Origin of the sequence: Nonomuraea sp. NPDC050556 (genome assembly GCF_044457355.1) — a bacterium.
Classification (GTDB): domain Bacteria; phylum Actinomycetota; class Actinomycetes; order Streptosporangiales; family Streptosporangiaceae; genus Nonomuraea.
The window spans coordinates 790,107-814,728 of the sequence record NZ_JBITGU010000004.1; the positions used below are offsets into that span (position 1 = coordinate 790,107).

General features: G+C 69.1%; 26 protein-coding genes and 1 riboswitch. Of the genes, 16 read left to right on the forward strand and 10 right to left on the reverse strand.

The annotated features are described in order from the left end of the window. The first annotated feature begins 4 nt into the window (after positions 1-4). Complete coding sequence (locus tag ACIBG8_RS40730; RefSeq protein WP_397348563.1) at positions 5-319, forward strand: antibiotic biosynthesis monooxygenase family protein; 315 nt, start codon at positions 5-7, stop codon at positions 317-319. Here the strand turns inward: ACIBG8_RS40730 and ACIBG8_RS40735 are convergent. Next, complete coding sequence (locus ACIBG8_RS40735; RefSeq protein ID WP_397348564.1) at positions 299-904, reverse strand: HD domain-containing protein; 606 nt, start codon at positions 902-904, stop codon at positions 299-301. The genes ACIBG8_RS40730 and ACIBG8_RS40735 overlap by 21 nt on opposite strands. A gap of 71 nt (positions 905-975) precedes the next feature. Here ACIBG8_RS40735 and ACIBG8_RS40740 point away from each other — a divergent pair, with 71 nt between their 5' ends. From ACIBG8_RS40740 to ACIBG8_RS40775, 8 genes are all read left to right on the forward strand, one after another. After that, a complete protein-coding gene (locus tag ACIBG8_RS40740; RefSeq protein ID WP_397348565.1) occupies positions 976-1,944 on the forward strand; it encodes a GlxA family transcriptional regulator in 969 nt (322 codons plus the stop codon). Between the two features lie 45 nt (positions 1,945-1,989). Beyond that, positions 1,990-2,586: a cysteine hydrolase family protein gene (locus ACIBG8_RS40745; protein ID WP_397348566.1), complete on the forward strand. Its 597-nt coding sequence runs from the start codon at positions 1,990-1,992 to the stop codon at positions 2,584-2,586. A gap of 24 nt (positions 2,587-2,610) precedes the next feature. Further along, positions 2,611-4,314 (forward strand): heparinase II/III family protein, encoded by a 1,704-nt coding sequence (locus ACIBG8_RS40750; RefSeq protein WP_397348567.1) that lies wholly within the window; start codon positions 2,611-2,613, stop codon positions 4,312-4,314. A gap of 29 nt (positions 4,315-4,343) precedes the next feature. Then, positions 4,344-4,862: an RNA polymerase sigma factor gene (locus ACIBG8_RS40755; RefSeq protein WP_397348568.1), complete on the forward strand. Its 519-nt coding sequence runs from the start codon at positions 4,344-4,346 to the stop codon at positions 4,860-4,862. After that, the gene (locus ACIBG8_RS40760; protein WP_397348569.1) at positions 4,859-5,884 is read left to right on the forward strand and encodes a CU044_5270 family protein; all 1,026 of its coding nucleotides are present in this window, start codon (positions 4,859-4,861) and stop codon (positions 5,882-5,884) included. Before ACIBG8_RS40755 ends, ACIBG8_RS40760 begins: the two co-directional genes overlap by 4 nt. Positions 5,885-5,908: 24 nt before the next feature. Beyond that, positions 5,909-6,388 carry a tetratricopeptide repeat protein gene (locus tag ACIBG8_RS40765; RefSeq protein WP_397348570.1) on the forward strand — a complete coding sequence of 160 codons (480 nt, stop codon included), beginning with the start codon at positions 5,909-5,911 and terminating at the stop codon, positions 6,386-6,388. 124 nt (positions 6,389-6,512) lie between these two features. Then, a complete protein-coding gene (locus ACIBG8_RS40770; RefSeq protein WP_397348571.1) occupies positions 6,513-7,685 on the forward strand; it encodes a histidine kinase in 1,173 nt (390 codons plus the stop codon). A gap of 21 nt (positions 7,686-7,706) precedes the next feature. Further along, the gene (locus ACIBG8_RS40775; protein ID WP_397348572.1) at positions 7,707-8,120 is read left to right on the forward strand and encodes a TIGR03668 family PPOX class F420-dependent oxidoreductase; all 414 of its coding nucleotides are present in this window, start codon (positions 7,707-7,709) and stop codon (positions 8,118-8,120) included. A 239-nt stretch (positions 8,121-8,359) separates the two neighbouring features. On the opposite strand, the gene cimA is transcribed toward ACIBG8_RS40775, so the two are convergent. Then, the gene (gene cimA / locus ACIBG8_RS40780; protein WP_397348573.1) at positions 8,360-9,934 is read right to left on the reverse strand and encodes a citramalate synthase; all 1,575 of its coding nucleotides are present in this window, start codon (positions 9,932-9,934) and stop codon (positions 8,360-8,362) included. A gap of 161 nt (positions 9,935-10,095) precedes the next feature. After that, positions 10,096-10,797 (reverse strand): DsbA family protein, encoded by a 702-nt coding sequence (locus ACIBG8_RS40785; protein WP_397348574.1) that lies wholly within the window; start codon positions 10,795-10,797, stop codon positions 10,096-10,098. A gap of 43 nt (positions 10,798-10,840) precedes the next feature. Between ACIBG8_RS40785 and ACIBG8_RS40790 the strand changes: the two genes are divergently transcribed. Then, positions 10,841-11,485: an O-methyltransferase gene (locus ACIBG8_RS40790; protein WP_397348575.1), complete on the forward strand. Its 645-nt coding sequence runs from the start codon at positions 10,841-10,843 to the stop codon at positions 11,483-11,485. A gap of 80 nt (positions 11,486-11,565) precedes the next feature. After that, positions 11,566-12,192 (forward strand): Uma2 family endonuclease, encoded by a 627-nt coding sequence (locus ACIBG8_RS40795; RefSeq protein ID WP_397348576.1) that lies wholly within the window; start codon positions 11,566-11,568, stop codon positions 12,190-12,192. Here ACIBG8_RS40795 and ACIBG8_RS40800 read toward each other — a convergent pair. The 5 genes from ACIBG8_RS40800 to ACIBG8_RS40820 form a co-directional block, all read right to left on the reverse strand. Then, on the reverse strand, positions 12,172-12,687 hold the full coding sequence (locus ACIBG8_RS40800) for a hypothetical protein (protein ID WP_397348577.1): 516 nt from the start codon (positions 12,685-12,687) through the stop codon (positions 12,172-12,174). The genes ACIBG8_RS40795 and ACIBG8_RS40800 overlap by 21 nt on opposite strands. A 1-nt stretch (position 12,688) precedes the next feature. Then, positions 12,689-13,456 (reverse strand): hypothetical protein, encoded by a 768-nt coding sequence (locus ACIBG8_RS40805; protein WP_397348578.1) that lies wholly within the window; start codon positions 13,454-13,456, stop codon positions 12,689-12,691. 68 nt (positions 13,457-13,524) lie between these two features. After that, positions 13,525-14,313 carry an SMP-30/gluconolactonase/LRE family protein gene (locus tag ACIBG8_RS40810; RefSeq protein ID WP_397348579.1) on the reverse strand — a complete coding sequence of 263 codons (789 nt, stop codon included), beginning with the start codon at positions 14,311-14,313 and terminating at the stop codon, positions 13,525-13,527. A gap of 72 nt (positions 14,314-14,385) precedes the next feature. Continuing rightward, entirely contained in the window at positions 14,386-15,471 is a 1,086-nt protein-coding gene (locus tag ACIBG8_RS40815; RefSeq protein ID WP_397348580.1) for a branched-chain amino acid aminotransferase, read from the reverse strand. 139 nt (positions 15,472-15,610) lie between these two features. Next, positions 15,611-16,663, reverse strand: a complete 1,053-nt coding sequence (locus tag ACIBG8_RS40820) for a 3-isopropylmalate dehydrogenase (RefSeq protein WP_397348581.1) — start codon at positions 16,661-16,663, stop codon at positions 15,611-15,613. 99 nt (positions 16,664-16,762) lie between these two features. Further along, positions 16,763-16,900: riboswitch (cyclic di-AMP (ydaO/yuaA leader) on the forward strand. Here ACIBG8_RS40820 and ACIBG8_RS40825 point away from each other — a divergent pair. Next, positions 16,888-17,451, forward strand: coding sequence for a C40 family peptidase (locus ACIBG8_RS40825; protein WP_397348582.1), 564 nt, complete (start codon positions 16,888-16,890; stop codon positions 17,449-17,451). (Overlaps the previous riboswitch by 13 nt.) On the opposite strand, the gene ACIBG8_RS40830 is transcribed toward ACIBG8_RS40825, so the two are convergent. Continuing rightward, a complete protein-coding gene (locus tag ACIBG8_RS40830; RefSeq protein ID WP_397348583.1) occupies positions 17,435-18,592 on the reverse strand; it encodes an ROK family protein in 1,158 nt (385 codons plus the stop codon). The two genes, ACIBG8_RS40825 and ACIBG8_RS40830, sit on opposite strands and share 17 nt — an antisense overlap. Positions 18,593-18,680: 88 nt before the next feature. Here ACIBG8_RS40830 and ACIBG8_RS40835 point away from each other — a divergent pair, with 88 nt between their 5' ends. Genes ACIBG8_RS40835 through ACIBG8_RS40850 form a run of 4 tightly spaced genes read left to right on the forward strand, consistent with a single transcriptional unit; the run spans position 18,681 to position 22,550 of the window. Further along, on the forward strand, positions 18,681-19,766 hold the full coding sequence (locus ACIBG8_RS40835) for a sugar ABC transporter substrate-binding protein (protein WP_397348584.1): 1,086 nt from the start codon (positions 18,681-18,683) through the stop codon (positions 19,764-19,766). Beyond that, on the forward strand, positions 19,767-20,480 hold the full coding sequence (locus ACIBG8_RS40840) for an ATP-binding cassette domain-containing protein (RefSeq protein ID WP_397348585.1): 714 nt from the start codon (positions 19,767-19,769) through the stop codon (positions 20,478-20,480). It begins immediately after the preceding gene. After that, positions 20,473-21,657 (forward strand): sugar ABC transporter permease, encoded by a 1,185-nt coding sequence (locus ACIBG8_RS40845; protein WP_397348586.1) that lies wholly within the window; start codon positions 20,473-20,475, stop codon positions 21,655-21,657. Before ACIBG8_RS40840 ends, ACIBG8_RS40845 begins: the two co-directional genes overlap by 8 nt. Next, positions 21,654-22,550: an ROK family protein gene (locus tag ACIBG8_RS40850; RefSeq protein ID WP_397348587.1), complete on the forward strand. Its 897-nt coding sequence runs from the start codon at positions 21,654-21,656 to the stop codon at positions 22,548-22,550. Before ACIBG8_RS40845 ends, ACIBG8_RS40850 begins: the two co-directional genes overlap by 4 nt. 478 nt (positions 22,551-23,028) lie before the next feature. On the opposite strand, the gene serA is transcribed toward ACIBG8_RS40850, so the two are convergent. Continuing rightward, on the reverse strand, positions 23,029-24,618 hold the full coding sequence (serA, locus tag ACIBG8_RS40855) for a phosphoglycerate dehydrogenase (RefSeq protein ID WP_397348588.1): 1,590 nt from the start codon (positions 24,616-24,618) through the stop codon (positions 23,029-23,031). Positions 24,619-24,622 lie beyond the last annotated feature (4 nt).

Sequence of the window (24,622 nt, forward strand, 5' to 3'; positions counted from 1 at the left end):
TCCCATGGCTGTCGTGAAGATCAACGTGCTGACCGTCCCCGCCGAGATGCGGGAGGAGCTGGAGAAGCGCTTCTCCGCGCGGGCGGGGATGGTCGACTCCGCCGACGGGTTCGAGTGGTTCGAGCTGCTGCGCCCGGAAGAGGGCACGGACCGCTACCTCGTCTACACCCGCTGGCGCAGCGAGGAGGACTTCCAGGCGTGGCAGACGGGCCGCGCCTTCCAGGCGGGCCACGGCGGCGGCCAGCGGCAGCCGGCCGCCTCCGGGTCCGAGCTGTGGTCCTTCGAGGTCGTCCAGAGCTCAGGTCCCAAGGCGGTCTAGCGGGTTGGCCGCGATGCGGTCGGCGATCCCGCTGCCCACGAACTGTCCCGCGAGGCTGGACGGCTTGCGCTCCCCCTGCTCGGTGATGCAGGCCGTGAACTCCTTGGCGATCTCCAGCCGCGGGTGGCGGGCGAGCACCTCGGTGCGCAGCGGCTCGGGGAGGTCCTCGGTGCGGCGGCCGGAGATGTCCATGCCGGTGGACAGTTCGAGCAGGTGCCCTTCGACGTCGAGTTCCAGGGGCACCTCGGCCCACATGTGCCGGACGATCACCTCGGCCGCCCGCACCCGCCGCTCCACCGGCCATCCGGCGCCCGCGCCGAAGACCCACGCCACGTGCCCGCCCGCCTCCTCGAAGGGCACGCTGTGGTTGTCGAAGTCGCGGCTGAGGCCCAGGTCGTGCAGCATCGCCGACACGTAGAGCAGCTCGGCGTCGAACCCGATCCCCCGCTCGGCCGCGTAGGCGGCCGCCCACAGGTAGGCGCGGATCGAGTGGTTGAGCAGCGAGGGCGTCTGGAAGGCCGTGGCGACCTCGAGGGAGGTACGGCAGGCCGCGGTGTCGGGGATCACGAGGTCGTCGAGTCTCATACTCCAAGCATGTCTGGAAATATGGGCACAGTGTGAATGGCTGGAAGGACAGCGGTCGATAGAATCCAGCCATGAGTTTCCGCACCGTGGCCGTCGTGTTGTTCGACGAGATCCCGCTGTTCGAGGCCTCGGTCCCGATCGCGGTGTTCGGCGAGGGCCGGGGTGAGTTGCCGGACTTCGAGGTCAGGGCGATCGCCGCGGAGGGCGGCCCGGTCAGGACGGACGTGGGGCTCTCGCTGGCCGCGCCGTACGGGCTGGACGCGGTCGAGGACGCCGACCTCGTGATCGTGCCGACGTGGCGCAGGCCGCCGGACGAGCGGCCGCCGCGGGCGGCGCTCGACGCGCTGGTGTCCGCGCACCGCAGGGGCGCCACGGTGGTGAGCCTGTGCCTGGGCACGTTCGTGCTGGCGGCGGCCGGGCTGCTGGACGGCCTGCCCGCGACCACGCACTGGCGTTACGCGCCTCTGCTGGCACGCACGTTCCCGCAGGTGGACGTGCGGCCGGACGTCCTCTACGTCGACGAGGGCAGGATCCTGACGAGCGCGGGCAGTGCGGGCGGCATCGACCTCTGCCTCCATCTCGTACGGCGGGCCTACGGCTCGAAGGCGGCCAACGACATCGCCAGAGGCATGGTCGTGCCCCCGCACCGGGCCGGGGGCCAGGCGCAGTACATCGACCACCCGGTCCCTGCACCGGTCTCCGGCGACCCGCTGAGCGAGGCGCTCGACTGGGCGGTCGCCCACCTGCACGAGGAGGTCACCGTCGACGCGCTGGCGAGCCGGGCGACGATGAGCCGCAGGACCTTCGACCGCCGCTTCCGCCAGGTCACCGGCACGACGCCCACGCAGTGGCTGCTGCACCAGCGCATCCTGGGGGCTCAGCGGCTGCTGGAGACGACGGACGAGCCGGTGGAGCGGGTGGCGCGCCGGGTGGGGTTCGCCTCGGCGGTGGCGCTGCGCCCGCACTTCCGCCGCCAGGTGGGCGTCTCCCCCGCCACCTACCGCGAGTCGTTTGGCGCGATTCTTTCGGTGCCTGGCTAGGACCGCTCTCACACCCCCAAAACCGGAAATGTCATGCTCTGGGGCATGAAGCGTGCATTGGTCGTTATCGACGTTCAGAACGAGTACTTCACCGGCAACCTGCCCATCGCCTACCCGCCGCGCGAGGAAAGCCTGGCCAGGATCGTCGACGCCATTGACGCCGCCAACGCGGCCGGCATCCCCGTGGTCATGGTGCAGCACAGCGCCCCGGCCGAGTCGCCGCTGTTCGGCAAGGGCGGGCACTCCTGGGAGCTGCACGAGGACGTCGCGGCCAAGCCGTACGACAAGCTGGTCGAGAAGACCCTCGCCTCCTCCTATGCCAGGACCGACCTCGGCGAGTGGCTGGACGGGCAGGGCGTGGACACGGTGAGCATCGTCGGCTACATGACCCAGAACTGCGACGAGTCCACCGCCCGCGACGCCTACCACCGCGGCCAGCGGGTCGAGTTCCTGTCCGACGCGACGGGCACGGTCGCGCTGCACAACGGCGCGGGCAGCCGCTCGGCGCAGGAGGTGCACGAGGGGGTGCTGGTGGTCATGCAGTCGAACTTCGCCGCCGTCGTCTCCACCGCCGACTGGATCGAGGCGGTCAAGGCCGAGAAGCCGCTGGACAAGCCGAGCATCTGGGCATCGACGCGCTAACGATGTAGCCGATCAACTTGACCGGTGGTTCGTGATCCGGACACGATGTCTCGCCGCCTCATCGTGCCCGGAAGGACCCTCGTGCGCCGCCTCGCGATCCCTCTCGCCCTTTTGCTGGTTTCAGGAGGGTTTGTCGCGCCCGCGCAGGCCGTCACGGTCAAGCGCACGAGCCAGTGCCAGGGCGACTGGATTCCCGGCACCCCGACCGCCGACGACGTGATGCGCGGCGAGTTGTCGCTGGTCGGGCTGCCCGCCGTGAAGATCGGCGAAAAGATCAACTGGAACGCGAGCCCGTACAGGAACCGCTCGTGGGAGTACGTCTTCCACTCGCTGCGCTGGATGGGCACGCTCGTGGTCGCCTACGAGAACTCCGGCCAGGAGCGTTACCTCGACCGGGCCAAGCAGATCGCCAAGGACTGGGCCGAGCACAACCGGCGCGGCGCGCGCGGCACCAAGCCGTACGTCTGGAAGGACCACCCGGTCTCCCTGCGCACGCAGGCGCTGGTCTGCCTCAGCATGCACGTCAAGGACGGCTGGCTGCGCGACAGCCTGAGCGAGCACGCCAAGCTCCTGTCCAACCCCGCCCTGTACAAGAAGGGCCACAACCACGGGATGGACCAGGACAACGCGCTGTTCGCGATCGGCTGCCGCTACGGCAACAAGAGCTGGCAGAACCTGGCGATCAAGCGGCTGACCGGCACCGTCAAGCTCGACGTCGACGCGCAGGGCGCGCTCAGGGAGCAGGCGCCGCGCTACGCCGTCTACGTGTACGACCGGCTGCAGGTCATCATGGCCAACATCAGCTCGTGCGGCCGCTCGGTGCCCGGCGACATACGCAAGCGTACGGAGTCGCTCAAGGACTTCATCGCCCACTCGACCATGCCCAACGGGTACATGGTTCCCCTCGGCGACGGCACCGCGGACACCGAGCCCAAGATGGACACCGGCACGCCGAGCAAGAAGTCGAAGGTCTACCGGGCCGGATACGTCTACGGCCGCAGCGCCTGGGGCAAGCCGGACGCCTCGTACTACTCCATCAGGTTCGGCCCCGGCATGAAGTACCACGGCCACGAGGACCACCTCGGCGTCACCTATTACGCGCAGGGCCGCGACATCCTCGTGGACGGCGGATTCCACTCCTACGAGCGCAGCTCCTACCGTTACTGGACGCTCTCCCCCTCCGCGCACAACGTGCCGACCGTCGTGGGCGAGCGTTTCCGCCCCCGTACGGCTTCGCAGCTCACCAAGTCCTCGTACGGCAAGGACCGCCAGGCCTACCGCCTCACCGACCGGGCGTACGGCGCCAGCCGTACCCGCTCGGTCCTCGTCAACCACGACCAGGACGTCATGGCCGTGCTCGACACCGCCTCGTCCGGCAAGAAGATCAGCAACCTGTGGCGCTTCGACTCGGCGCTCAAGGTCGTGTCGAACGGCGGCGGCCAGGTCGTGCTGGGCGACGGCAAGTTCAAGGTCACGCTGGTGCAGCTGGACATGCCGTCGTGCAAGCAGGTCGGCGGGCAGAAGATCGACCGGGGCGGCAAGCTCGGCTGGGTGTCCCCGTCTTACATGTCCAAGCGGCCCACCAACGTGGTCGTCTCGCCCGCCCGGTCGTCGCTGCTGACCGTGATCGTGCCGGGCACGGACGCGCCGAAGGTGTCGTGCGCGGGCGGCAAGGTGAGCGTGCAGGCCGCGCAGGGGCCGGTGACATTCTCCGCGAAGCTGCTGTAACAACCGGCGCCGCCGTACCACTACCTGGTGTGAAAGGTAGAACGGATGACGAGCAGCGGTTCACCCGCATGTACGACGAAAGCCGGCAGCGGGTCTGGGCCTATGCGGTCAGCCGGGCCGGGCGCCAGCTGGCCGACGAGGTGGTGAGCGAGACGTTCGCCATCGCGTGGCGGCGGCTCGACGACATTCCCGACCCGGCGTTGCCGTGGCTGCTGGTGGTGGCGCGCAACGTGTTGCGCGACAACATCCGCGCCTCGGCGCGCAGGGAGTCGCTCGGCGCAGAACTGCGGTCGTGGATCTCCGAGGACGTCGCGGACTCCGTGACAGAACGGCTCAGCGTGCTCAAGGCGCTGACCGCGCTGTCGGACGAGGACAGGGAGATCCTGATCCTGGTGGCCTGGCAGGGACTGTCGCCGCGCGAGGCGGCGCACGTCGTGGGCTGCTCGCAGGCGGCGTTCCGGGTACGGCTGCACCGGGCGCGCAAGCGGCTCACCCAGGCCATGGGGTCCGTCTCCTTTCCCAGGATGCTCAGCGAGGAGAGGTCATGAACCCCATCGATCAGCTTCGTGCGGCCCGTCCGGCCCATCTGGACACGCCGCTCGACCCGGCCACCCGTACCGCGGAACTCACCCACGCGATGGCGGGGCCGCGGCAGCGTCGTCGCCGTTCCGTCCGGCTCCCCGTCTGGGGGCTCGGTCTCGGCGGTGCCGCGGCAGCGGCGACAGCCGTCGCGGTCCTCGTCGCCGGCTCCCCGGCTCCACGGGCGCCCTCCGTCGCGCTGCCATCGCCGACGTTCCCTGCCTTCTCCGCCAGGACCGTGCTGCTCGCGGCGGCGGAGCGCGCCGAGCGCGCGCCCGCCGCCTCCGGCGACTGGTGGCACACCGTGGGCGTACGGAGAACGTTGTTCCAGGCGGTCGACGGCGACTACACGGTCATGGACCGGCAGCGCATCGAGTCCTGGACACCGTCCGCCACCGGCAAGGACCAGTGGAGCAGGACCCAGACGCTGGGCGCTGAACCGGTGGACAGAGCGGCCTGGGAACGGGCCGGGTCTCCGCGGGAGATCGTGGTGAAGGTCGACCGCAAGAAGCCCCTTCCCCTGTCGGTCGAGCCGGGCAAGGTGGACGTCGGGCACGCGCCGCTGGTGGACGGGGACAAGGTGTTCTGGCTGGGCAGGAACGTCACGATGGACGACCTGCGCGGCCTGCCCTCCTCCCCGGACGGGTTGAAGGCGTGGCTGCTCCGCTCGTACAAGGGCCACGACACCGAGTCCGACCGGCCCATGGGATCCGACAAGTGGCTGTTCGCCGTGACCGTCGGGTTGGTCATGGACATGCCGGTGACCCCGCGGGTGCGTGGCGCCGCCTTCCGCATGCTCGCCGACCTGGACACGATCAAGGTCACCCCGGACGTGGCGGACGCCGAGGGACGCCGGGGGACGGCGGTGGCCCTGGACGGCGAACGCCTGATCATCGACGAGGCGGCAGGCGTGCCGCTGGCCCAGGAATCCCCCAGGAGCTCGTACGTCGTCCTCGAATCCACCTGGACCGACACCCCGCCGTCACGCTGATGTGCCCCTGTCAGAATGCTGGCCATGAGAGATGAGGAACTGGCACGGGCCGCGACGCTGCGCGGCGAGGACCGCCACGAGGAGGCACGCTCCGTCTTGGCGGCCCTCGCCGAGCAGCACCCCGACGACGGCGAGGTGGCGCGGGCGGCGGCGTACGTGCATGACTACCTGGGCCTCGAGCACGAGGCTGTGCCTTATTACGAGCGTGCGTTGGAGCTGGGCTCGGAGGACCGGATCGGCGTGTTGACGGGTTTCGGCAGCACATTGCGCGTCATAGGCCGATATGCCGACGCACTGGCCATCTTCGACCAGGGCCTGACGGAGTTCCCCGGCGACCCGGCGTTGCGCGCGTTTCGCACGATGGCCCTACACAACCTCGGCCGCGACCGCGAGGCGATCAGTGGACTGCTGACCCTGGTGTCAGAGGGAGACCAGACCGGCGGGTACGCCAGGGCGATCGCGTACTACGCCGACAACCTCGACGAGGTGGTCAAACCCGCCTGAACCATCCGTCGAGTGCGGCTTTTGATGTCATTGATGTCCCGGGGTGGTCAAGTCGCGGGAATGACCGGACAACGCTGTGAAGTGGTGCGTTACGGTCACGGCTGCGGCTCCGGAGGATGGGCGGGTGGATGCGCGAGTGATGTCTGCGGCCGACGTCGAGGTGGCTGATCCCGACGCGCGGTGGCTCGCGGTCGTCATGCACATCGCGTTCTTCGTGCTGTTGTGCTCGTCGCTCACGCGCTATCTGATGATCCATCCCCGGGCGCCGGCCACCCCGTGGGTGATCGTTCTCGCGGTCGTGCTGGCACTACTCTACGTCCTCGGGCCGGTTCTCGGTGGTCGTAGCGCGGCGGCCAGGCTCTGGCTGGCGGGCGTCATCGGGGTGTGGCTCGCGCTCGTGATCCTCGCGCCGAGTTTCGGCTGGTGCGCCGTCTCGCTCTTCTACACCGGACTGCGGTCGCTGAGCACCCGGTCGGCGATCGTTCTCGTGGCGCTGCTCACTGCCTTCGTCGTGGCCGCGCAGGTCAAGCTGCGCATGCCGTACGGATTCGACCCGAACCTGATCTTCGGCACCCCGGCCGTGGCCGCCGTCGCGGCCGCCGTGTTCATCTACTCCAAGCGCCAGACCGCCCGCCTCGTCAGCACGCGGCGCGAACTCGCCGCCACGGAACGCCGCGAGGGCACGCTCGCCGAGCGCCAGCGGCTCTCCATGGAGATCCACGACACGCTGGCGCAGGGGCTGTCCAGCCAGCAGATGCTGCTCCAGGCGGCCGACCGGCTCTGGGACACTGATCCGGCGACCGCCCGCGGCCATGTCCGCGCCGCCGAGTTGATCGGCGACCACAACCTGGCCGAGTCGCGGCGCTTCATCCACGACCTCGCCCCGGCCGACCTCGCGAACGGCGTCAGCCTCAGCAACGCCCTGCGCACGCTTGCAGAACGGGAGACCGCCTTCGAGGTGCGCTTCCACGAGTACGGCACGCCGGCGGCTCTGCCGGAACGGGTGGAGTCGACGCTGGTGCGGATCGCGCAGGGGGCGCTCGCCAACGTCCGCGAACACGCCAACGCAGGCACCGCGACCCTGACGCTCAGCTATTTCGACGACCAGGTCGCGTTGGACATCGCCGACGACGGCCGGGGCTTCGAGCCTGGGGAGAGGTCGGGCGGGGAGCGGGGGCATGGGCTGCCTGGTATGCGAGCCCGCGTGCAACAACTCGACGGCACCCTCACCGTGGAGTCGGTGCTCGGCGAGGGCACGGTCGTTTCCGCCGCCATCCCCTTGCCCGCCCGCTTCTGACTCGCGGGGTTGAATGGCTGCATGGACGAGGCCAGGGCCAAGGTGCTCTTCTCGACGGCGAGGGTCGCCCGGCTCGGGACCGCGGACAGCGAGGGCGTCCCGCATCTGGTGCCGATCACCTTCGACGTGGACGGTGACGTCGTCTCGTTCGTGGTCGACCACAAGCCGAAGCGATCGACGGACCTGCGGCGGCTGCGGAACATCGTGGCGAACGACCGGGTCTGCCTGCTGGTCGACGAGTACGACGATGACTGGGCTCGGTTGTGGTGGGTCCGAGCCGACGGGCGGGCCGAGATCCACGAGAGTGGTCCGCGCCGAGACCGTGCCGTTGAGCGCCTTGGGATCCGGTACGCCCAATATCGCGAGAACCCACCGCAGGGACCTGCTGTGCTGATCACCGTGGAGTCGTGGAGCGGCTGGGCGTATGCCGCGTGAGAAGGCTCTCCGACTGAATACCTAGCCTCGTCCCGTAGTGACCGCGAGGTCCTGCTCAAACTGAAGTCCGGGGAAGCGGAGATCCGCTGCACTATCGGACATCCGGGTCCGCGGTTCCGACTGGGCGGGAGGGGCCTGAGACCTCGGGGGTCCGGGGGCCGGTAGGCCGCCCGGCTGGGGGTCTTGGGAGGGCTCGGCCCCCAAAGAAGGGGAGCCCGAGCCCTTATGGTCCTGGAGAGCTAGAGCTGGCGGCCGGCTTTCAGGAGGCCGTAGGTTACGGCTTGTTCGAGGGCCTGCCAGCTCGCCTCGATGATGTTCTCCGCCACCCCCACCGTCGCCCACTCGCTCGTGTCGTCGCTGGAGGTGATCAACACGCGGGTGATCGCCCCGGTCCCGTGGGTGCCTTCCAATATGCGGACCTTGTAGTCGATCAGCTCCAACCGTGCCAGCTCCGGATACAGCTTCTCCAATGCCAGCCGTACCGCCTTGTCCAACGCGTTGACCGGCCCGTTTCCCTCACCGGTGGCCACGATGCGTTCGCCCTTGGCGTGGAGTTTCACCGTCGCCTCGCTGACCATGTCGCCGCCCTTGGTGCGTTCGACGATCACCCGCCACGACTCCACCTCGAAATGCCGTCGGCGCTCGCCGGACACCGTGTCCCTGAGCAGGAGCTCGAAGGACGCGTCCGCCGCTTCGAAGGTGTAGCCCTTCGACTCCAGGTCCTTGACGCGTTCGACCAGTTCCTTGGTGGTGTCCGGGGTCAGGGAGTAGCCCAGTTCGCGGCCCTTCAGCTCTACCGAGGCCCTCCCTGCCATGTCGGAGACCAGCATGCGCATGTCGTTCCCGACGGCCGCCGGGTCGATGTGCTGGTAGAGGTTCGGGTCGACCTTGATGGCGCTGGCGTGCAACCCGGCCTTGTGCGCGAAAGCGGACGTCCCGACATAGGGGGCGTGCGAGTTCGGCGTGACGTTGGTGACCTCGGTGATCGCGTGCGCGATCCGGGTCATGTCGGCCAGCGCCTCCGGCGGCACGAGGTCGAAACCCCGCTTGAGCTGCAGGTTCGCGACCACGGTGAAGAGGTTGGCGTTGCCTGACCGCTCGCCGTACCCGTTGGCACAGCCCTGCACGTGGGTGGCCCCGGCGCGAACCGCGGCCAGGGTGTTGGCCACGGCGCAGCCGGTGTCGTCGTGGCAGTGGATGCCAATGCGGGCACTCGTCTCAGCGGCGGCGAAAACGACGTCGGCCAGCTCGTCGGGGAGCATCCCGCCGTTGGTGTCGCAGAGCGCGATGACGTCGGCTCCCGCTTCAGCCGCGGTACGGAGCACCTCCAGCGCGTAGGCTGGGTTGGACTTGTAGCCGTCGAAGAAGTGCTCGGCGTCGAGGAAGACTCGCTGTCCCTCCGCACGAAGATGAGAAACCGTATCGCGGATCATCGCGAGGTTCTCTGTGAGAGTCGTACGGAGGGCCAGCTCCACGTGCCGGTCGTGGCTCTTGGCGACAAGGGTCACGACCGGCGCGCCGGATTCGCGCAAAGCGGCTACCAACGGGTCGTCGGCTGCCTTCGCACCGGCTCGGCGGGTCGCACCGAACGCGGCGAGTTGCGCGTGCTTCAGGTCCAGCTCTGTTTGAGCACGCCTGAAGAACTCTGTGTCCTTGGGGTTGGCTCCTGGCCAGCCTCCTTCGATGAAACCGACGCCCAGGCCGTCCAGGTGGCGCGCGACAGCCAGCTTGTCGGCCACCGTGAGGTTGAGGCCTTCCTGCTGTGCGCCGTCGCGCAGCGTGGTGTCGTACACGTGGAAGCGGTCGTCAGCCATCTGGGATCTCCCATAGAAACGAAAAAGACCCCTCACGGACGTGAGAGGTCTGCGCGCTGGCGTTGTCCTTTGTCAGCCAGCGCGCCTGCAGATAATGAGCAGACCGTAGAACATGGTGCTTGCGAGTCTGCCACACGTATTCACCATCTGGCACATCGATCTCACGATTCGAGAAGCTTTCCGCCGACGGAGTCGATCGCCTTCTCCAGCGTGGCCGGGCTCCAGGCCAGGTCACCGAGGTCCATGTCGTTGAGCCTGACGGTCGGCGTGCCTTCGATCCTGATGGTCGCGGTGTCCTTCAGGTGGGACTCGGCCCGTTCCTGCGAGGTGACGCACCTGTCGAATCCCGGCGACTTCACCCCGGCCCGCTGCCCGGCGGCGACGAGCTCCTCGACGGTGAAGCCGGAGGCGGTGCCGTGCGGCGCGGGCTGGATGGCGTACAGCTCGTCGCGGTAGGCGAGCCAGCTCTCCACCGGCGCGCACCGGGCCGCCGCCGCGGCGCGGATGGAGTTGGAGCGCATGGGCTCGTCGCTGAAGATCGTCACCGGATGGAAGACGACCTTGACCCTGCCCTCTCCCGCCAGCCGTACCAGCGTGGTGTTGACCTTGCCGTGCAGCTCGTTGCACACGGGGCAGTCGAAGTCCTCGTAGAGGTCGAGGACGGGCTGGGTCACCCCTGGTACGGCCAGCACCAGCGAACCGTCGGGCTGCCTGGCCAGGCTCGCGCGCGCCGGACCCTGCTGCGCCTTGGCGGGAATGATCATGACGGACAGGAGTACGGCGAGCACCGCGACACCGGCCCCGAAGACGGTCATCCTGACCCGCCTGGCCTTGGCGCGCTCCTCCTCGAAGCTAACTTCCACGCCCGCGACACTACCGAAGATCCCTGGGAGGACAATGACAGGCATGAAGGCGACATACATCGACCCGGCTGTCGGGCAGTACATCCTGGACCACACCACACCGGCCGACGAGCTCCTCGACGAGCTGGCCGCGGAGACCCTCGCGGCGACGGGGTCGTCGGCCGGGATGCAGATCTCGCCCGAGCAGGGGCGCTTCCTGACGATGGTCACCCAGTTCGTACGGCCGGCGGTGGCGGTCGAGATCGGGACGTTCACCGGCTACTCGTCGCTGTCGATCGCGCGGGGGCTGGCGGGCGGGCGGCTGCACTGCTTCGACGTGAGCGAGGAGTGGACGTCGATCGCGCGGCGTTACTGGGAGAAGGCGGGGGTGTCCGACCGGGTCACGCTGACGATCGGGCCAGCGGTGGAGACGGTGGCGGGGTTCGACGGGGTGGTGGATCTGGCGTTCATCGACGCGGACAAGGTGAACTATCCGGCGTATTACGAGCTGGTGATGGCTCGGCTGCGGCCGGGCGGGTTGATCATGGTGGACAACACGCTGTGGGGCGGCAGCGTGGCCGACCCGGCGGACCGCGCGGCGACGACGATGCAGATCAGGGAGTTCAACGACCTGGTGATGGAGGACCCGCGCGTTACCACGACGCTGCTTCCCATTGCTGATGGGTTGACGATGATTCGAAAGAACTAGCGAAAGCTTTGCTCCGTCGACTACCTTACGTGGTGCCGCAAACACGTTGCGCTCGCCCGCCTGGAGGGGATGATGGAGCCATGGCCAAGGTGCTCGACCGACCCACGGAGTCGGAGATGGAAGCGGAACCACCAGAAGAGACGCCCACCATGCTGGAGGCGTATCGCGCGGTGTGCACCTACCTACCCGACCACCGCGTCGAGCTCGTCGACGGCCGGATCGTGGTGAACCCCGTGCCCACCGACGACCACAACGACATCGTCTCGTTCCTGATCCTGCTCATCGCCGGCACGGTGGCCGAGCGAGGCTGGCGCATCTGGACGAACATCAAGTGCTTTCTGGGCTCTCAGGAAGAGCGCTACATCCCCGACCTGGCCATCGTGCCGCGCGATCGCCGTATGTGGGGAAAGGACCACGTCTACGGCGACAGCACCCTGCTCGCCGTCGAGGTTGTGTCACCCAGCAGTGTTCACGACGACTACGTGATCAAGCCGGACAACTACGCCTGCGGTGGCGTTCCCCTCTACCTTCTGATCGACCCGATGAAGGGGATCGTCCGCCTCTACAGCAACCCGTCGAAGACCGGCTATCGGCAGCAGAACGAGGTTCCCTTCGGCGAAGCCCTGGAGCTGCCGGAGCCATGGAACCTGACCATGGACACCGGCGAGCTCGTCGAGCCGGAACCGTCAGCGGGCGAAGGCGAGTGAGGTTCCTGTAGCGATCACCGAGACCAGCACCACCACGACCACCACGCTCCCCAGCGGGCTGCGGCGTTTGGGCGGGGCGGCTATGACCACCGGGCGCCGCTGCGCCGGGGTCACGGTCGGGGTGGGGCGCGGGGTGGTGGGGGTCGCCGACGGGGTCGGGTGGTGCTGGATGAGCGGGATCGCCGCCGGGGTCCTGATCGGGCGGTGGTGGGTGGGGGTCGGCTTGGGAGCCGGGGGGCTCGGGGTCGGCTTCGCCGACGGGGTGGGCTTCGCCGAGGGGTAGGGCTTCGGGCTGGGGGCCACCGTCGGGGTCGGGGTCGGGGTGGGTTCCGGGGCGCACTCCTCGGGGCACGGGCAGCCGAGGTCGAGCCGGATGTGCACCAGCACCGTCACATCGAGGCAGATCAGTGGCAGAGGTCCAGCGGCCGCCATGGCGACGGGCGCACCGGCCACGGCGCAGAACAGGACCGCGAGAAGCGTGAGTGCTGCCCGCATGTCAGCCGCTGAACGAGATGCGCTGGAGCTCGGGCAGCACGTTGGCGAACGCGTCCGGCGTCACGGCCAGCGCCCCAGCGAACACGTGCGAGATGTCCATCGTCAGGAAGATGCCCACCCCCAGCAACCCGGCCATGAGCGTGAGCGGCGCCAGCGCCCACCCGCGCGGCCGCGCCCCGCCGAGCAGCGGGAGCACGACCACGGCGAGCCCGGTCAGCACGGTGATGACGATGAGGCCGGGCGGCGGGCTGGCCGCCGCGTCCATGGCCCGCTGCCGCCTGGCGGCGGAGATCTCGCTGAGGTGGCCGAGCACCGCGTCCTGCGCGTCCTTGGCCTGGTCGCCGTCCATGGCGAGGGCGGAGACGCCGCGCCGCATCTCCTCCAGGCGCGACCAGCCCTCGCCGGCCAGCCGCCCGTGCGCCATGAGCGGCCATTCCGTGGTCCGTACGAACTGCGCGTAGTCCCTGAGCCCGGCCTGCACGGTCTGCGCGGCCGGGGCGGGGAAGTCGGCGGCGGCCCAGGACGCCTCGGCGATCGCCTGGGTCTCGGAGTAGGTGTTGAGCCTGGCGGCGTCGGCCGTCGTCCAGGGGACGACGATCGCGATGGCGAAGGCGATCAGGAACAGCGCCGAAATGATCGACCCGGCGTGGGCGACGGTCGGCCCACCCGGATCGTTGTCGTCGGAGGTGCTCCTGAGCCGCCTGACCACCAGACTCGCCACAACCACCACGGCTACGGCGCAAGCGGCGGCGACAACATACGCGAACATGACCATCCCCCACGGACACAGACTGCACATTGAGAATTACTGAGTGTAGCCATGGGGAATGCTTTACGTCACGTAAAGGCAGCCACGATCTGTCCTGAGCGAGAGCCGAACAGGTCGGACCAGTCGGCGGTGACCATGAACAGCGTGTCGCCGCCCAGCGCGCAGGCGAAGCAGCCGCGGTCGAGTTCGATCGTCCGCAGCACCTCGCCGCCCTCCTTGACCAGGACGCACTGCTGGCCGGGCACGCTGCCGTACCAGATGTTGCCGTCGGGGTCGGCGCAGATGCCGTCGGGGGCGTCGTCGCCGAGGTCGGCCCAGACCCTGCGGTCGGCCAGCGTGCCGTCCTCCTGGATGGTGAAGGCGGTGAGGCAGCCGCCGTGCGACTCGGCGACGATCAGCGTGTCGCCGACGATGGCCATCCCGTTGGGAAAGGCCAGCCCGTCGGCGACCTGTACGGCCGAGCCGTCAGGACGGACGAGCGCGATGTACCCGGGAGCGGGCTCGCCGCCGGGGAAGTCGTAGGCGATGCAGTTCGCGTAGGCGTTGCCGTACGCGTCGGTGATGATCTCGTTCCACGGCGGCCTGGGCAGGTGGCCGAGGTCGGCGTGGGTGACCAGGGAGCCGTCCGGCTCCTGGCGCAGCACCTTGCCCTCCTGCCCCGAGATGACGAGCAGCCGCCCGTCGGGCAGCCAGTCGATGCAGAACGGCAGGCTGAACGGGACGCGCAGGACGACCTCGCTCTTGCCGTCGAGGTCGAGCGCGATGATCTCCTGCGCCATCCAGTCGCAGAACCAGAGCCGCCCCTCGTGCCAGCGGGGCGACTCACCCATCATCAGGCCGGTCATCAGAACACGCATGTCGGGACTCCTTGTCTTTTCCTGGTACGTAGAAACCAGGCGAGGAATCTCGACATGCGTGCTGAGGCGATTTCAGGAAATCTTGTGGATCCAGGCGTGCGGGTCGGGGCGGGAGCCGTACTGGATGCCGACGAGCTCCTCGCGGATCCTGAGCGTCACCGGGCCGGGGGTGCCGTCGCCGACGGTCCAGGCGCGGTCGGCGCCCTTGACCGAGCCCACCGGGGTGACCACCGCGGCGGTGCCGCAGGCGAAGACCTCGGTCAGCTCGCCGGACTCGCACGCCGACTGCCACTCGTCGGTGGTGATGAGCCGCTCTTCGGCCTCCAGGCCCAGGTCGGCGGCCAGCGACAGGATGGAGTCGCGGGTGATGCCGGGCAGCAGCGTGCCGGTCAGCGTCGGGGTGACGAGCTTGTTGCCGAAGACGAAGAACAGGTTCATCCCGCCCATCTCCTCGACGTAGCGGTGCTCGTGCGAGTCGAGCCAGACCACCTGGTCGCAGCCGTTCTCGACGGCCTCGCGCTGGGCGAGGAAGGCGGCCGCGTAGTTGCCGCCGCACTTGGCCGCGCCGGTGCCGCCGGGGGCGGCGCGGGTGTACTCGGTGGTGAGCCACACCGAGACGGGCTTGACGCCGCCGGAGAAGTAGGAGGCGGCGGGCGAGGCGATGACCATGTAGCGGTAGGTCTTGGACGGGTAGTTCACCCCGAGCCCGACCTGCGTGGCGATGATGAACGGGCGCAGGTAGAGGCTGTGGCCCTCGGTGGTCGGCACCCAGTCGCGGTCGGTCTGCACGAGCAGTTCGAGCGACTCGACGAACGTCTCCTCGGGCAGCTCGGGCATGGCCATGCGGTGACACGACTTGTTGAAGCGGGCCGCGTTGGCGTACGGGCGGAAGGTGACGATCGAGCCGTTCGTCTGGCGGTAGGCCTTCAGCCCCTCGAACAGCTCCTGCGCGTAGTGGAACACCGACGTGGCCGGGTCGAGGACGAGCGGTCCGTACGGCTCGAGCCTGGCGTCGTGCCAGCCGCGGCCCTCGGTGTAGTCGATCGAGATCATGTGATCGGTGAACGACTGCCCGAACCCGGGGTTGGCCAGTACTTGCTCGCGCTCCGCCGCGGTGCGCGCGTGGTCGGAATGCTGCACATCGAAGCCGAGCTTCATCACGAGATCCTTCTCTTTGTCGCGTGGTTTACCTAGGTCCATTCTGCGCCGGACCGGGTAACGGGAACTTACTGCATATATACGAAAAACGCCTGGCGGCTCGTTCTGAGCCACCAGGCGTTCGGGGAAGCGAGGCGGGTCAGGAGCCCCCGGATACTCGCGCGGTGATGTCGTCGCCGATCTCGTGCGTGGTGCGCGCGGCCCAGCCGGTCTGGCGTTCGATGATGTCGTCGGCCACGGCCTGCTCGACGCGGGCGGCCTCGGCGCTCATGCCCAGGTGGTCGAGGAGCATGGCGACCGACAGGATCGTCGCGGTCGGGTCGGCCTTGCCCTGCCCGGCGATGTCGGGCGCGCTGCCGTGAACCGGCTCGAACATGCTCGGCGAGGTGCGGTCAGGGTTGACGTTGCCGCTGGCCGCGAGACCGATGCCGCCGGCGATGGCGGCCCCGATGTCGGTGATGATGTCGCCGAACAGGTTGTCGGTGACGATCACGTCGAAGCGCTCTGGCTGGCTGACGAAGAACATCGAGGCCGCGTCGATGTGCTGGTAGTCGGTGGTGACCTCGGGGAACTCGGTCGCGACCCGGTTGACCGTACGCTGCCACAGGTCGCCGGCGAAGGTCAGCACGTTGGTCTTGTGGACCAGCGTGAGCTTCTTGCGCGGCCGCTCTGCCGCCTTCTTGAAGGCGTAGCGCACGACGCGCTCGACGCCGTAGGCGGTGTTGATCGACTCCTGGGTGGCCACCTCGTGGGGCGTGCCCTTGCGCAGGATGCCGCCGGTGCCCGCGTAGAGGGACTCCGTGCCCTCGCGGACGACGATCATGTCGATGTCCTCCGGCCTGGTGTCGGCCAGCGGGGTCTCGACGCCGGGGAACAGCTTGACCGGGCGCAGGTTGACGTAGTGGTCGAGCTCGAAGCGGATGCGCAGGAGCAGGTCGCGCTCCAGGACGCCGGGCGGCACGCTCGGGTCGCCGACAGCGCCGAGGAGGATCGCGTCGTAGCCGCGCAGCTCGTCAAGCACGGAGTCGGGCAGGGTCTCGCCGGTGCGGTTGTAGCGGGCGGCGCCGAGGTCGTAGTGGGTTTGCTCGGTCTTGATGCCGAGCGCCTCGATGACCTTCAGACCTTCTGCCACGACCTCGGTGCCGATCCCGTCTCCCGGGATGACGGCCAGGCGAATGTTGCTCGATTCCATGCGCGGTACCTTACCGGCCCATCTCGCCTGACGAACACCGCATCTCATTTTCCGGACAATCCCCTTTGCCCGATTTGCGGTGTTTTGACCATTTCGTTAGAGTCCTCAACGCCTAATCCACCGCTGCGGTGGAGCCGGGGACCCAATCTCCCCCGGGGCTAATCGGCTCCCCCGCCGTAGGGCCACTTCCAGGTCCGAGCCCGTCAGCTAACCCGGTCGGCCGTATGGAAGGAAATCCCCTGACCCCCATCGTCATGCTCGTCGCCGCCGGAACCCTCCTGGGCAACTCCCCCGATGCCACCACCATGACCGGCGCCGACATCAAGAAGGTCCAGGAAGCCCGCCAGCCGACGCCCGCCTGGAAAGAGGCGCTCGACTACGCCATGGACAAGCGCGGAACCCCGTACCTGTGGGGCGGCACCTCCGACAGCGGCTTCGACTGCTCCGGCCTGATGCTCAGGGCGTACGAGAAGGCCGGGATCGAGCTCCCCCGCACCGCTTCCGAGCAGTACTCTGCCTACTCCAAGAAGATCTCCTGGGACGAGCTCCGCCCCGGCGACCTGGTCTTCTTCAGCGGCCTCGGCCACGTCGGGATGATCTCCAAGCCCGGCTACATGGTGCACGCCCCGCACAGCGGCGACGTGGTCAAGGAGGAGAAGCTCAGCCAGTGGCGGCACGACGCCTTCGTCGGCGCCGTCAGGCCGGACCCGAAGGGCGTCAAGCTCTGGGCCGACCTGGTCAAGCAGCGCAAGCAGCCGCCACCGGCCACGCTCACCGCCTATCTCTGAAGATGAGGTCCCAGGCCCGCGCCCGCGCGTGGGCCACGGCGCCGATGAGCACGCCGCTGTCGCCGAGCGTGCTGGCCACCACCGTGGGACGCAGGGGGCCCAGCTCGGCGATGCGCCGCTCGATGGCCTCGCCGAGCAGGTCCAGGTTGCGTCCCACACCGCCGCTGAGCACGACCACCTCGGGGTCGAGCACGGCGGCCACCGCGACGATCAGTCCGCCGATGCGCCTGCCCTCGGCCTCGACGACGCCCAGCGCGACGGTGTCACCGGCCGCGGCGGCGGCGAAGACCTCCTTGGCCGTGTCCAGCTCCAGCCCGGCCGCGCGGGCCGCGCGGACCACGCCGGGCGCGGCGGCCACGACCTCGGTCGCGCCGTGCTCGAACGCCTCGTCGTCCGAGGGCTCCTCGGTGGCGGGCAGGTAGGACACCTCGCCCGCCGCTCCCCTGGCTCCGACGTACAGCTCGCCGTTCACCACGATGCCCATGCCGACGCCGGTGCCGATGCTGACCAGGGCGAAGTTGGCCTTGCCCCGGCCCTGGCCGTACACGTGCTCGCCGACGGCCGCCAGGTTGATGTCGTTCTCGATCACCAGGTCGGCGTCGAGCGAGGAGCGCAGCCGTTCAGCCAGGTCGGGCCCCGGCAGGTTGGGCGCGAACTCCAGCCTGCCCACCTTCGGGTCGTAGACGCCCGGACTCCCGACGACCACGCTGGTGATCGCCGACCATTCGAGCTCGGCCTCGGCCGCCGCCGCCCGCGCCAGCTCGCCGACCCTGGTCGCCAGCGCCGCAGAGCTGCGCGCGGTGTTGCGCGCGTCCTTGCGCCCCACCAGCGTGCCGCGCAGGTCCGCGACGACGACCCTGATCCAGTCGCGGCCGATGTCGATGCCCGCGACGTGGGCCGAGGCCGCGTTCATGTCGTAGAGCGCGGTCACCGGCCCAGGCCGTCCTGACACCTCGCCGACCAGGTGGACGAGTCCGTCCTCCTCCAGCCCCGCCAGCGCCGCCGAGACCGTGGGCTTGGACAGCCCGGTGATCTTGGCCAGGTCCGCTCTGGACGCGGGGCCGTGCTCATGCAGCTGGTCGAGCAGGCGTCGCTCGTTCATCACCCGCAGCAGCCGCGGATTGCCCAGCTCACCACGCACGGTCGCCCTCCCCCTCTTGTTATCTCGCAAAGGCTAGCCAATCCCCTTGATAGTAAATTACCTTTCTTACCAAACAAGGAGGGCAACCATGCGTCGAGAGTGGTTAGCGGTCGCCATTACGGCGGTCATGATGACGGCCGCCTGCGGTTCATCGGGGGGAACTGCTACGCAGTCCGCCCAGCCGAAGGAAGAGAAGAAGACCATCGCGCTGTTCCTGCCGGAGTCGAAGACGACCCGGTACGAGGCGTTCGACCGGCCGCTGTTCGAGGCCAAGGTCAAGGTGCTCTGCGCCGACTGCGAGATCCTGTACAGCAACGCCGACCAGGACGCGGCCAAGCAGCAGCAGCAGGTGGAGGCCGCGCTCACCCAGGGCGCCGACGTCCTGGTGCTCGACGCGGTCGACGCGGCGGCGGTGGCGCCCCTGGTCAACCAGGCCAAGCAGAAGAAGGTCCCGGTCATCGCCTACGACCGGCTGATCTCCGGCATCGACTACGAGTATTTCGTCTCCTTCAACAACGTCCGCGTGGGCGAGATGCAGGGCCAGGCCCTGCTCGACGCCATGAACGCCAAGGGCACGGCGGACAAGGGCGAGATCGTGATGATCCACGGCTCCCCCACCGACCCGAGCTCGGCCGACTACAAGAAGGGCGCCAAGAGCGTCCTGGACGGGAAGGTCAAGGTCGGCAGGGAGTTCGACACCCCCGACTGGAGCCCGGACAAGGCCCAGCAGGAGATGGAGCAGGCGATCACCGCCATCGGCCGCGACAAGATCGTGGGCGTGCTGTCGGCCAACGACGGCATGGCCGGCGGCGCGATCGCGGCGATGAAGCGGGCGGGCTACAAGGAGATGCCGCCGATCACCGGCCAGGACGCCGAGCTCGCTGCCGTCCAGCGCATCCTCACCGGCGAGCAGAACATGACCATCTACCTCGACATCAGGGCAGAGGCGGAGAAGTCCGCCGAGCTCGCGGTGGCGCTGGCCAAGGGCGAGAAGCCGACCGCGCCCACCAAGGCGAACAACGGCACGGCCGACATCCCGGCCTTCCTGCTCGACCCGATCGCCGTCACAGCGGACAAGATCAAGGACACGATCGTGAAGGACAAGTTCTACAAGGTCGAGGACATCTGCACGGCTGAGGTCAAGGAAGCCTGCGTGAAGGCGGGCATCCAGTAAATGATCTCAGCTTCCGGCATCACCAAGCGGTACGGCGCGGTCCAGGCTCTCGACGGCGCGAGCCTGGACCTGCGTTCCGGTGAGGTGGTCGCGCTCGTCGGAGACAACGGAGCGGGCAAGTCCACCCTGGTCAAGGCGATCTCAGGGGTGATCGTGCCCGACGAGGGCACGATCACCGTGGACGGCAACCCCGCCAGGATCGCCTCCCCGCACGACGCGCAGGCCCTCGGCTTCTCCACCGTCTACCAGGACCTCGCGCTCTGCGAGAACCTCGACGTGGTGGCCAACCTCTTCCTCGGCAGGGAGAAGGGCTGGCTGCGCCACATCCAGATGGAGCGTGCCACGCGCGAGCTGCTCGGGCAGCTCGACGTGCGCATCCGCGACATCAGAGTGCCCGTCTCGATGTTGTCGGGCGGGCAGCGGCAGTCCGTGGCCATCGCGAGGGCGCTCATCGGCGAACCCAAGCTGGTCATCCTGGACGAGCCGACCGCCGCCCTGGGGGTCGAGCAGACCGCGCAGGTGCTCGCCCTCATCGGACGGCTGCGCGAGCGCGGGCTCGCCGTGCTCGTCATCTCACACAACCTCGCCGACGTGCGCCAGGTGAGCGACCGCGTGGTCGTGCTCCGCCTGGGGCGCAACGCGGGAGAGTTCCGTACGGCTGACGCCTCGCAGGAGGCGATCGTCGCGGCGATCACGGGAGCATCCAGTGGCTGACACTCTTGTGCGCAAGCCGTACACCCCCAAGGTCGCGGTCGAGCGGCTGCGCCAGGGCGATCTGGGCGCGTGGCCGGTCGTCGGCGGGCTGATCGCGATCGCCATCGTGTTCAGCACGCTCAACGACCGGTTCCTGTCCCCGGAGAACCTCACCAACCTGGCCCTGCAGATGGCGGCGACCGGGACGATCTCGCTCGGCATCATCATGGTGCTGCTGCTCGGCGAGATCGACCTCTCGGCCGGGTCCGTCAGCGGCCTGTGCGCGGTCGTGATGACGATCCTGCACGTCAAGCAGGGGTGGAACCCGCTCCTCGCCATCCTGGCCGCGCTGGGCGTCGCCGCGCTCATCGGGTTGTTACACGGGCTGATGTTCACGAAACTCAGGATGCCGTCGTTCGTGGTGACGCTGGCCGGGCTGATGGGCTGGCTCGGGCTGCTGCTCTTCCTGCTGCGCGAGGGCGGCACGATCAACCTGCCGTTCACCGGGTTCGTCTCCAAGCTGAGCGACACCTGGCTGCCGTCCTGGCTGTCGTGGCTCATCGTGGCCGGGCTGACGCTGGCCCTGGCCGGGACCGGGTGGTGGAACAGGCGGGCTCGGCTGGCCGCTGGGCTGCCGGTGACGGCGCTCTGGTGGATGCTGGCGCGGGCCGGTGGGCTGTTCCTGGCGCTGGGAGCCGCTGTCGCCGTCATGTCGGCCGACCGCGGCGTGCCGCTGCTGCTGATCATCTTCGGGGCGCTCGTCGTCGGGTTCGACATCATCCTGCGGAACACCGCCTTCGGCCGCTGGATGCTCGCCGTCGGCGGGAACGTCGAGGCGGCCAGGCGGGCCGGCATCAACGTCACGCTCATCAGGATCAGCGCGTTCGTGCTGGCCTCGACGCTGGCCGGGTTCGGCGGCATCCTCGCGGCCTCGCGGCTCTCCGCGGTCAACCAGGGCTCCGGCGGCTCCGACATCCTGCTCATGGCGATCGCGGCCGCGGTCATCGGCGGCACCTCGCTGTTCGGCGGGCGCGGGCGCTCCTACGACGCGCTGCTCGGCGTCCTGGTGATCCAGTCGATCACCAGCGGGATGTTCCTGCTCAGCGTCGACTCCTCGGTGCGCTTCATGGTGACGGCGGCCGTGCTCGCGCTGGCCGTCGCGATCGACTCGCTGGCCAGGCGGGGCAGCCTCCGATGAGGGTCCTGGGGATCGACATCGGGGGCACCAAGATCGCCATCGGCCTGTCCGACGCCGACGGGCCGCTCCTCACCGAGCACGTGCGGATGGAGACGGGCGCCGACCCGCTGGCGACGGCGCTGGCCGCCGCCCGCGACCTCGACGGCTCACCGGCAGCGGTCGGTTTCTCCACGACCGGGGTGATCAGAGATGGTCGCGTACGGCTCGCGCCGAACGTACCCGGCTGGGAGGGGCTGGAGCTGCCCCGGCTGCTCCACGAGGCGTACGGCAGCACGCCGGTCGCCATCGACAACGACGTGAACGCGGCAGCGGCCGCCGAGCTGCGGTGGGGGGCGCTGCGCGGGGTCACCGACGGCATCTACCTCAACCTCGGCACCGGGCTGGCAGCGGCGCTCATCGTGGGCGGCAGGGTGATCTCCGGGGCGCACGGGGCGGCGGGCGAGATCGGCTACCTCCTGGTGGACCCGGGCGAGCCCGCCTTCGACGCCGGGCGGGCGCCGCTGGAGGAGCAGGTCTCCGGCAGCGGGCTGGCAGCGCGCGGCTCCGCCGTACTCGGACGTGAGGTGACGGCGGCGGAGCTGCTCGCGCACGCGTCGGCCACGACGCCCTCAGGGACGCGGGGCGGCGGGCTGCGCGGCCAGTCCGAGGCCTGGGAGGTGGTGGACGACGCGTTGGGCACGCTGGCCATGTCGGTGGCGAACCTGTGCGTGGTGCTCGACCCGTCGTGCCTGGTCGTGGGCGGCGGGATGATGGGCGCGGCGGAGCTGATCATCCCGCGGCTCGAGGCCGAGCTGCGGCGGGCCGTACCGTTCCCGCCCGAGGTCAGGGCGGCGCAGTTCACCGACGACGCACCGCTGCTGGGCGCGCTGGCGCTGGCTCGGACGGCGCTCTAGGTCGCGTCGCGGGCTGCCTGCCGTACGGCGGGCGGCCCGTCAGCGTTCGTCGGGGGCGCCGCCGTTGTCCCTGCGGTCCAGGGCCATCTGCAGGGCCTCGGCCGCCTGGTCCTCGTTCTCGTCTGCGCGGTTCCATGGGTACATCTCGTACATGACGTGACTCGTCTCGAATCGGCGTGTTATGAGGACTTGCCGGACTCCGGTCTCGAATCCAACCGGGCCTGATGTCGTGCGTTCCGGGTCACGGACCGGACGACCTGGGACTTACTGGCCGACGCGACGCCACACACCGTGGCGGGTAGTCGACCTGCCCTAACAGGCCCCGCCACGGCAGGTAATAAGTACGAGTACCTGGCGCATTTCCCAACACGTTACCTCGCCGTCTCGGAAAATTCGCCTCACTTCTCACATGCTGAGACGCAAAACGGCTGCCACGGGAACGATCCACGTGGCAGCCGCCTTCGAGCTCCTGGTGCCGCTAGTCCTCCAGGTCGACCGAGCGGCCGCTGTCCGCGCCGATCTCGGCGACGATCTGGTCGATCACCTCGGCCGGGATCGCCGAGTCGACGGTCAGCGCGATGAGCGCCTTGCCGCCCTTGACGTCCCGGGCCACCTGCATCGAGGCGATGTTGATCGCCTGCTCGCCGAGGATCTTGCCCACGACGCCGACGATGCCGGGACGGTCGGTGTAGGTGAGGAACGCCAGGTGGTCGGTCGGCTCGATCTCCATCTCGAAGCCGTTGACCTCGACGATCTTGGTGATCTGCCTGGAGCCCGACAGCGTGCCCGAGACCGACACCTGGCGGCCGTCGGCCAGCACGCCGCGCACGGTGACCAGGTTGCGCCAGTCGGGGCTGTCCTCGCTGGTGACCAGCTCGACGGTGACGCCGCGGTCCTTGGCGAGCAGCGGGGCGTTGACGTAGGTGACGGCGTCCTCCACGACGTCGGTGAAGACGCCCTTCAGCGCGGCCAGCTCCAGCACCCGGACGTCGTGGGCGGCGATCTCGCCGCGCACCTCCACGTCGAGCTTCGTGGCCGTCTCGCCGGCCAGCGCGGTGAACACGCGGCCCAGCTTCTCGGCCAGCGGCAGGCCCGGCTTGACGTCCTCGGCGACGGCGCCGCCCTGGACGTTCACCGCGTCGGGCACGAACTCACCGGCCAGCGCCAGCTTCACGCTGCGCGCGACCTGGGTGCCCGCCTTCTCCTGCGCCTCGTGCGTGGAGGCGCCCAGGTGCGGGGTGACGACGACCTGGTCGAGCTCGAACAGCGGGCTGTCGGTGCAGGGCTCCTTGGCGAACACGTCGATGCCCGCCCCGGCGACCCGGCCCTCCTTGATCGCGGAGTAGAGGGCGCCCTCGTCCACGATCCCGCCGCGCGCGACGTTGATGATCCGTACGGACGGCTTGACCTCGTGCAGCTCCTTGTCACCGATGAGACCCAGGGTCTCCTTGGACTTGGGCAGGTGCACGGTGATGAAGTCGGCCGTCCTGATGGCCTCGTCGAGGCTCACCAGCTTGACGCCCATCTGCGCGGCGCGGGCCGGCTGCAGGTAGGGGTCGTAGGCGATCAGCTCGACGCCGAACGGCTGGAGCCGCTGCGCGACGAGCTGGCCGATGCGGCCCAGGCCGAGGATGGCGACGACCTTCTCGTCGAGCTCGACGCCGGTGTACTTGGAGCGCTTCCACTCGCCGTCCTTGAGCGCGCCGTGGCCCTGGGCCACGTTGCGCGCGCTGGCCAGGATGAGGGCGATGGTGTGCTCGGCAGCGCTGGTGATGTTGGAGGTCGGGGCGTTGACGACCATCACGCCTGCCTTGGTGGCGGCTTCGACGTCGACGTTGTCGAGGCCTACGCCGGCTCGGGCGACGACACGCAGCTTGGGCGCCGCGGCCAGGGCCTCCGCATCCACCTGCGTGGCCGAGCGGACGATGAGCGCGTCCACGCCGGCGAGAGCGGGCAACAGCTGCGATCGGTCGGCGCCGTCGGTGTGACGGACCTCGAAGTCCGCGCCGAGGACGGCAAGGCCGGCCTCGGACAGCTCCTCTGCGACCAGGACGACGGGCTTGTTCACTGGT

Excerpts from the sequence above, each read along its gene's own strand:
- ACIBG8_RS40730 (WP_397348563.1), top strand. The coding sequence starts at position 5 with ATGGCTGTCGTGAAGATCAACGTGCTGACCGTCCCCGCCGAGATGCGG.
- ACIBG8_RS40735 (WP_397348564.1), bottom strand. The coding sequence starts at position 904 with ATGAGACTCGACGACCTCGTGATCCCCGACACCGCGGCCTGCCGTACC.
- ACIBG8_RS40740 (WP_397348565.1), top strand. The coding sequence starts at position 976 with ATGAGTTTCCGCACCGTGGCCGTCGTGTTGTTCGACGAGATCCCGCTG.
- ACIBG8_RS40745 (WP_397348566.1), top strand. The coding sequence starts at position 1,990 with ATGAAGCGTGCATTGGTCGTTATCGACGTTCAGAACGAGTACTTCACC.
- ACIBG8_RS40760 (WP_397348569.1), top strand. The coding sequence starts at position 4,859 with ATGAACCCCATCGATCAGCTTCGTGCGGCCCGTCCGGCCCATCTGGAC.
- ACIBG8_RS40765 (WP_397348570.1), top strand. The coding sequence starts at position 5,909 with ATGAGAGATGAGGAACTGGCACGGGCCGCGACGCTGCGCGGCGAGGAC.
- ACIBG8_RS40775 (WP_397348572.1), top strand. The coding sequence starts at position 7,707 with ATGGACGAGGCCAGGGCCAAGGTGCTCTTCTCGACGGCGAGGGTCGCC.
- cimA (WP_397348573.1), bottom strand. The coding sequence starts at position 9,934 with ATGGCTGACGACCGCTTCCACGTGTACGACACCACGCTGCGCGACGGC.
- ACIBG8_RS40790 (WP_397348575.1), top strand. The coding sequence starts at position 10,841 with ATGAAGGCGACATACATCGACCCGGCTGTCGGGCAGTACATCCTGGAC.
- ACIBG8_RS40795 (WP_397348576.1), top strand. The coding sequence starts at position 11,566 with ATGGCCAAGGTGCTCGACCGACCCACGGAGTCGGAGATGGAAGCGGAA.
- ACIBG8_RS40800 (WP_397348577.1), bottom strand. The coding sequence starts at position 12,687 with ATGCGGGCAGCACTCACGCTTCTCGCGGTCCTGTTCTGCGCCGTGGCC.
- ACIBG8_RS40805 (WP_397348578.1), bottom strand. The coding sequence starts at position 13,456 with ATGTTCGCGTATGTTGTCGCCGCCGCTTGCGCCGTAGCCGTGGTGGTT.
- ACIBG8_RS40810 (WP_397348579.1), bottom strand. The coding sequence starts at position 14,313 with ATGCGTGTTCTGATGACCGGCCTGATGATGGGTGAGTCGCCCCGCTGG.
- ACIBG8_RS40815 (WP_397348580.1), bottom strand. The coding sequence starts at position 15,471 with ATGAAGCTCGGCTTCGATGTGCAGCATTCCGACCACGCGCGCACCGCG.
- ACIBG8_RS40820 (WP_397348581.1), bottom strand. The coding sequence starts at position 16,663 with ATGGAATCGAGCAACATTCGCCTGGCCGTCATCCCGGGAGACGGGATC.
- ACIBG8_RS40825 (WP_397348582.1), top strand. The coding sequence starts at position 16,888 with ATGGAAGGAAATCCCCTGACCCCCATCGTCATGCTCGTCGCCGCCGGA.
- ACIBG8_RS40835 (WP_397348584.1), top strand. The coding sequence starts at position 18,681 with ATGCGTCGAGAGTGGTTAGCGGTCGCCATTACGGCGGTCATGATGACG.
- ACIBG8_RS40840 (WP_397348585.1), top strand. The coding sequence starts at position 19,767 with ATGATCTCAGCTTCCGGCATCACCAAGCGGTACGGCGCGGTCCAGGCT.
- ACIBG8_RS40850 (WP_397348587.1), top strand. The coding sequence starts at position 21,654 with ATGAGGGTCCTGGGGATCGACATCGGGGGCACCAAGATCGCCATCGGC.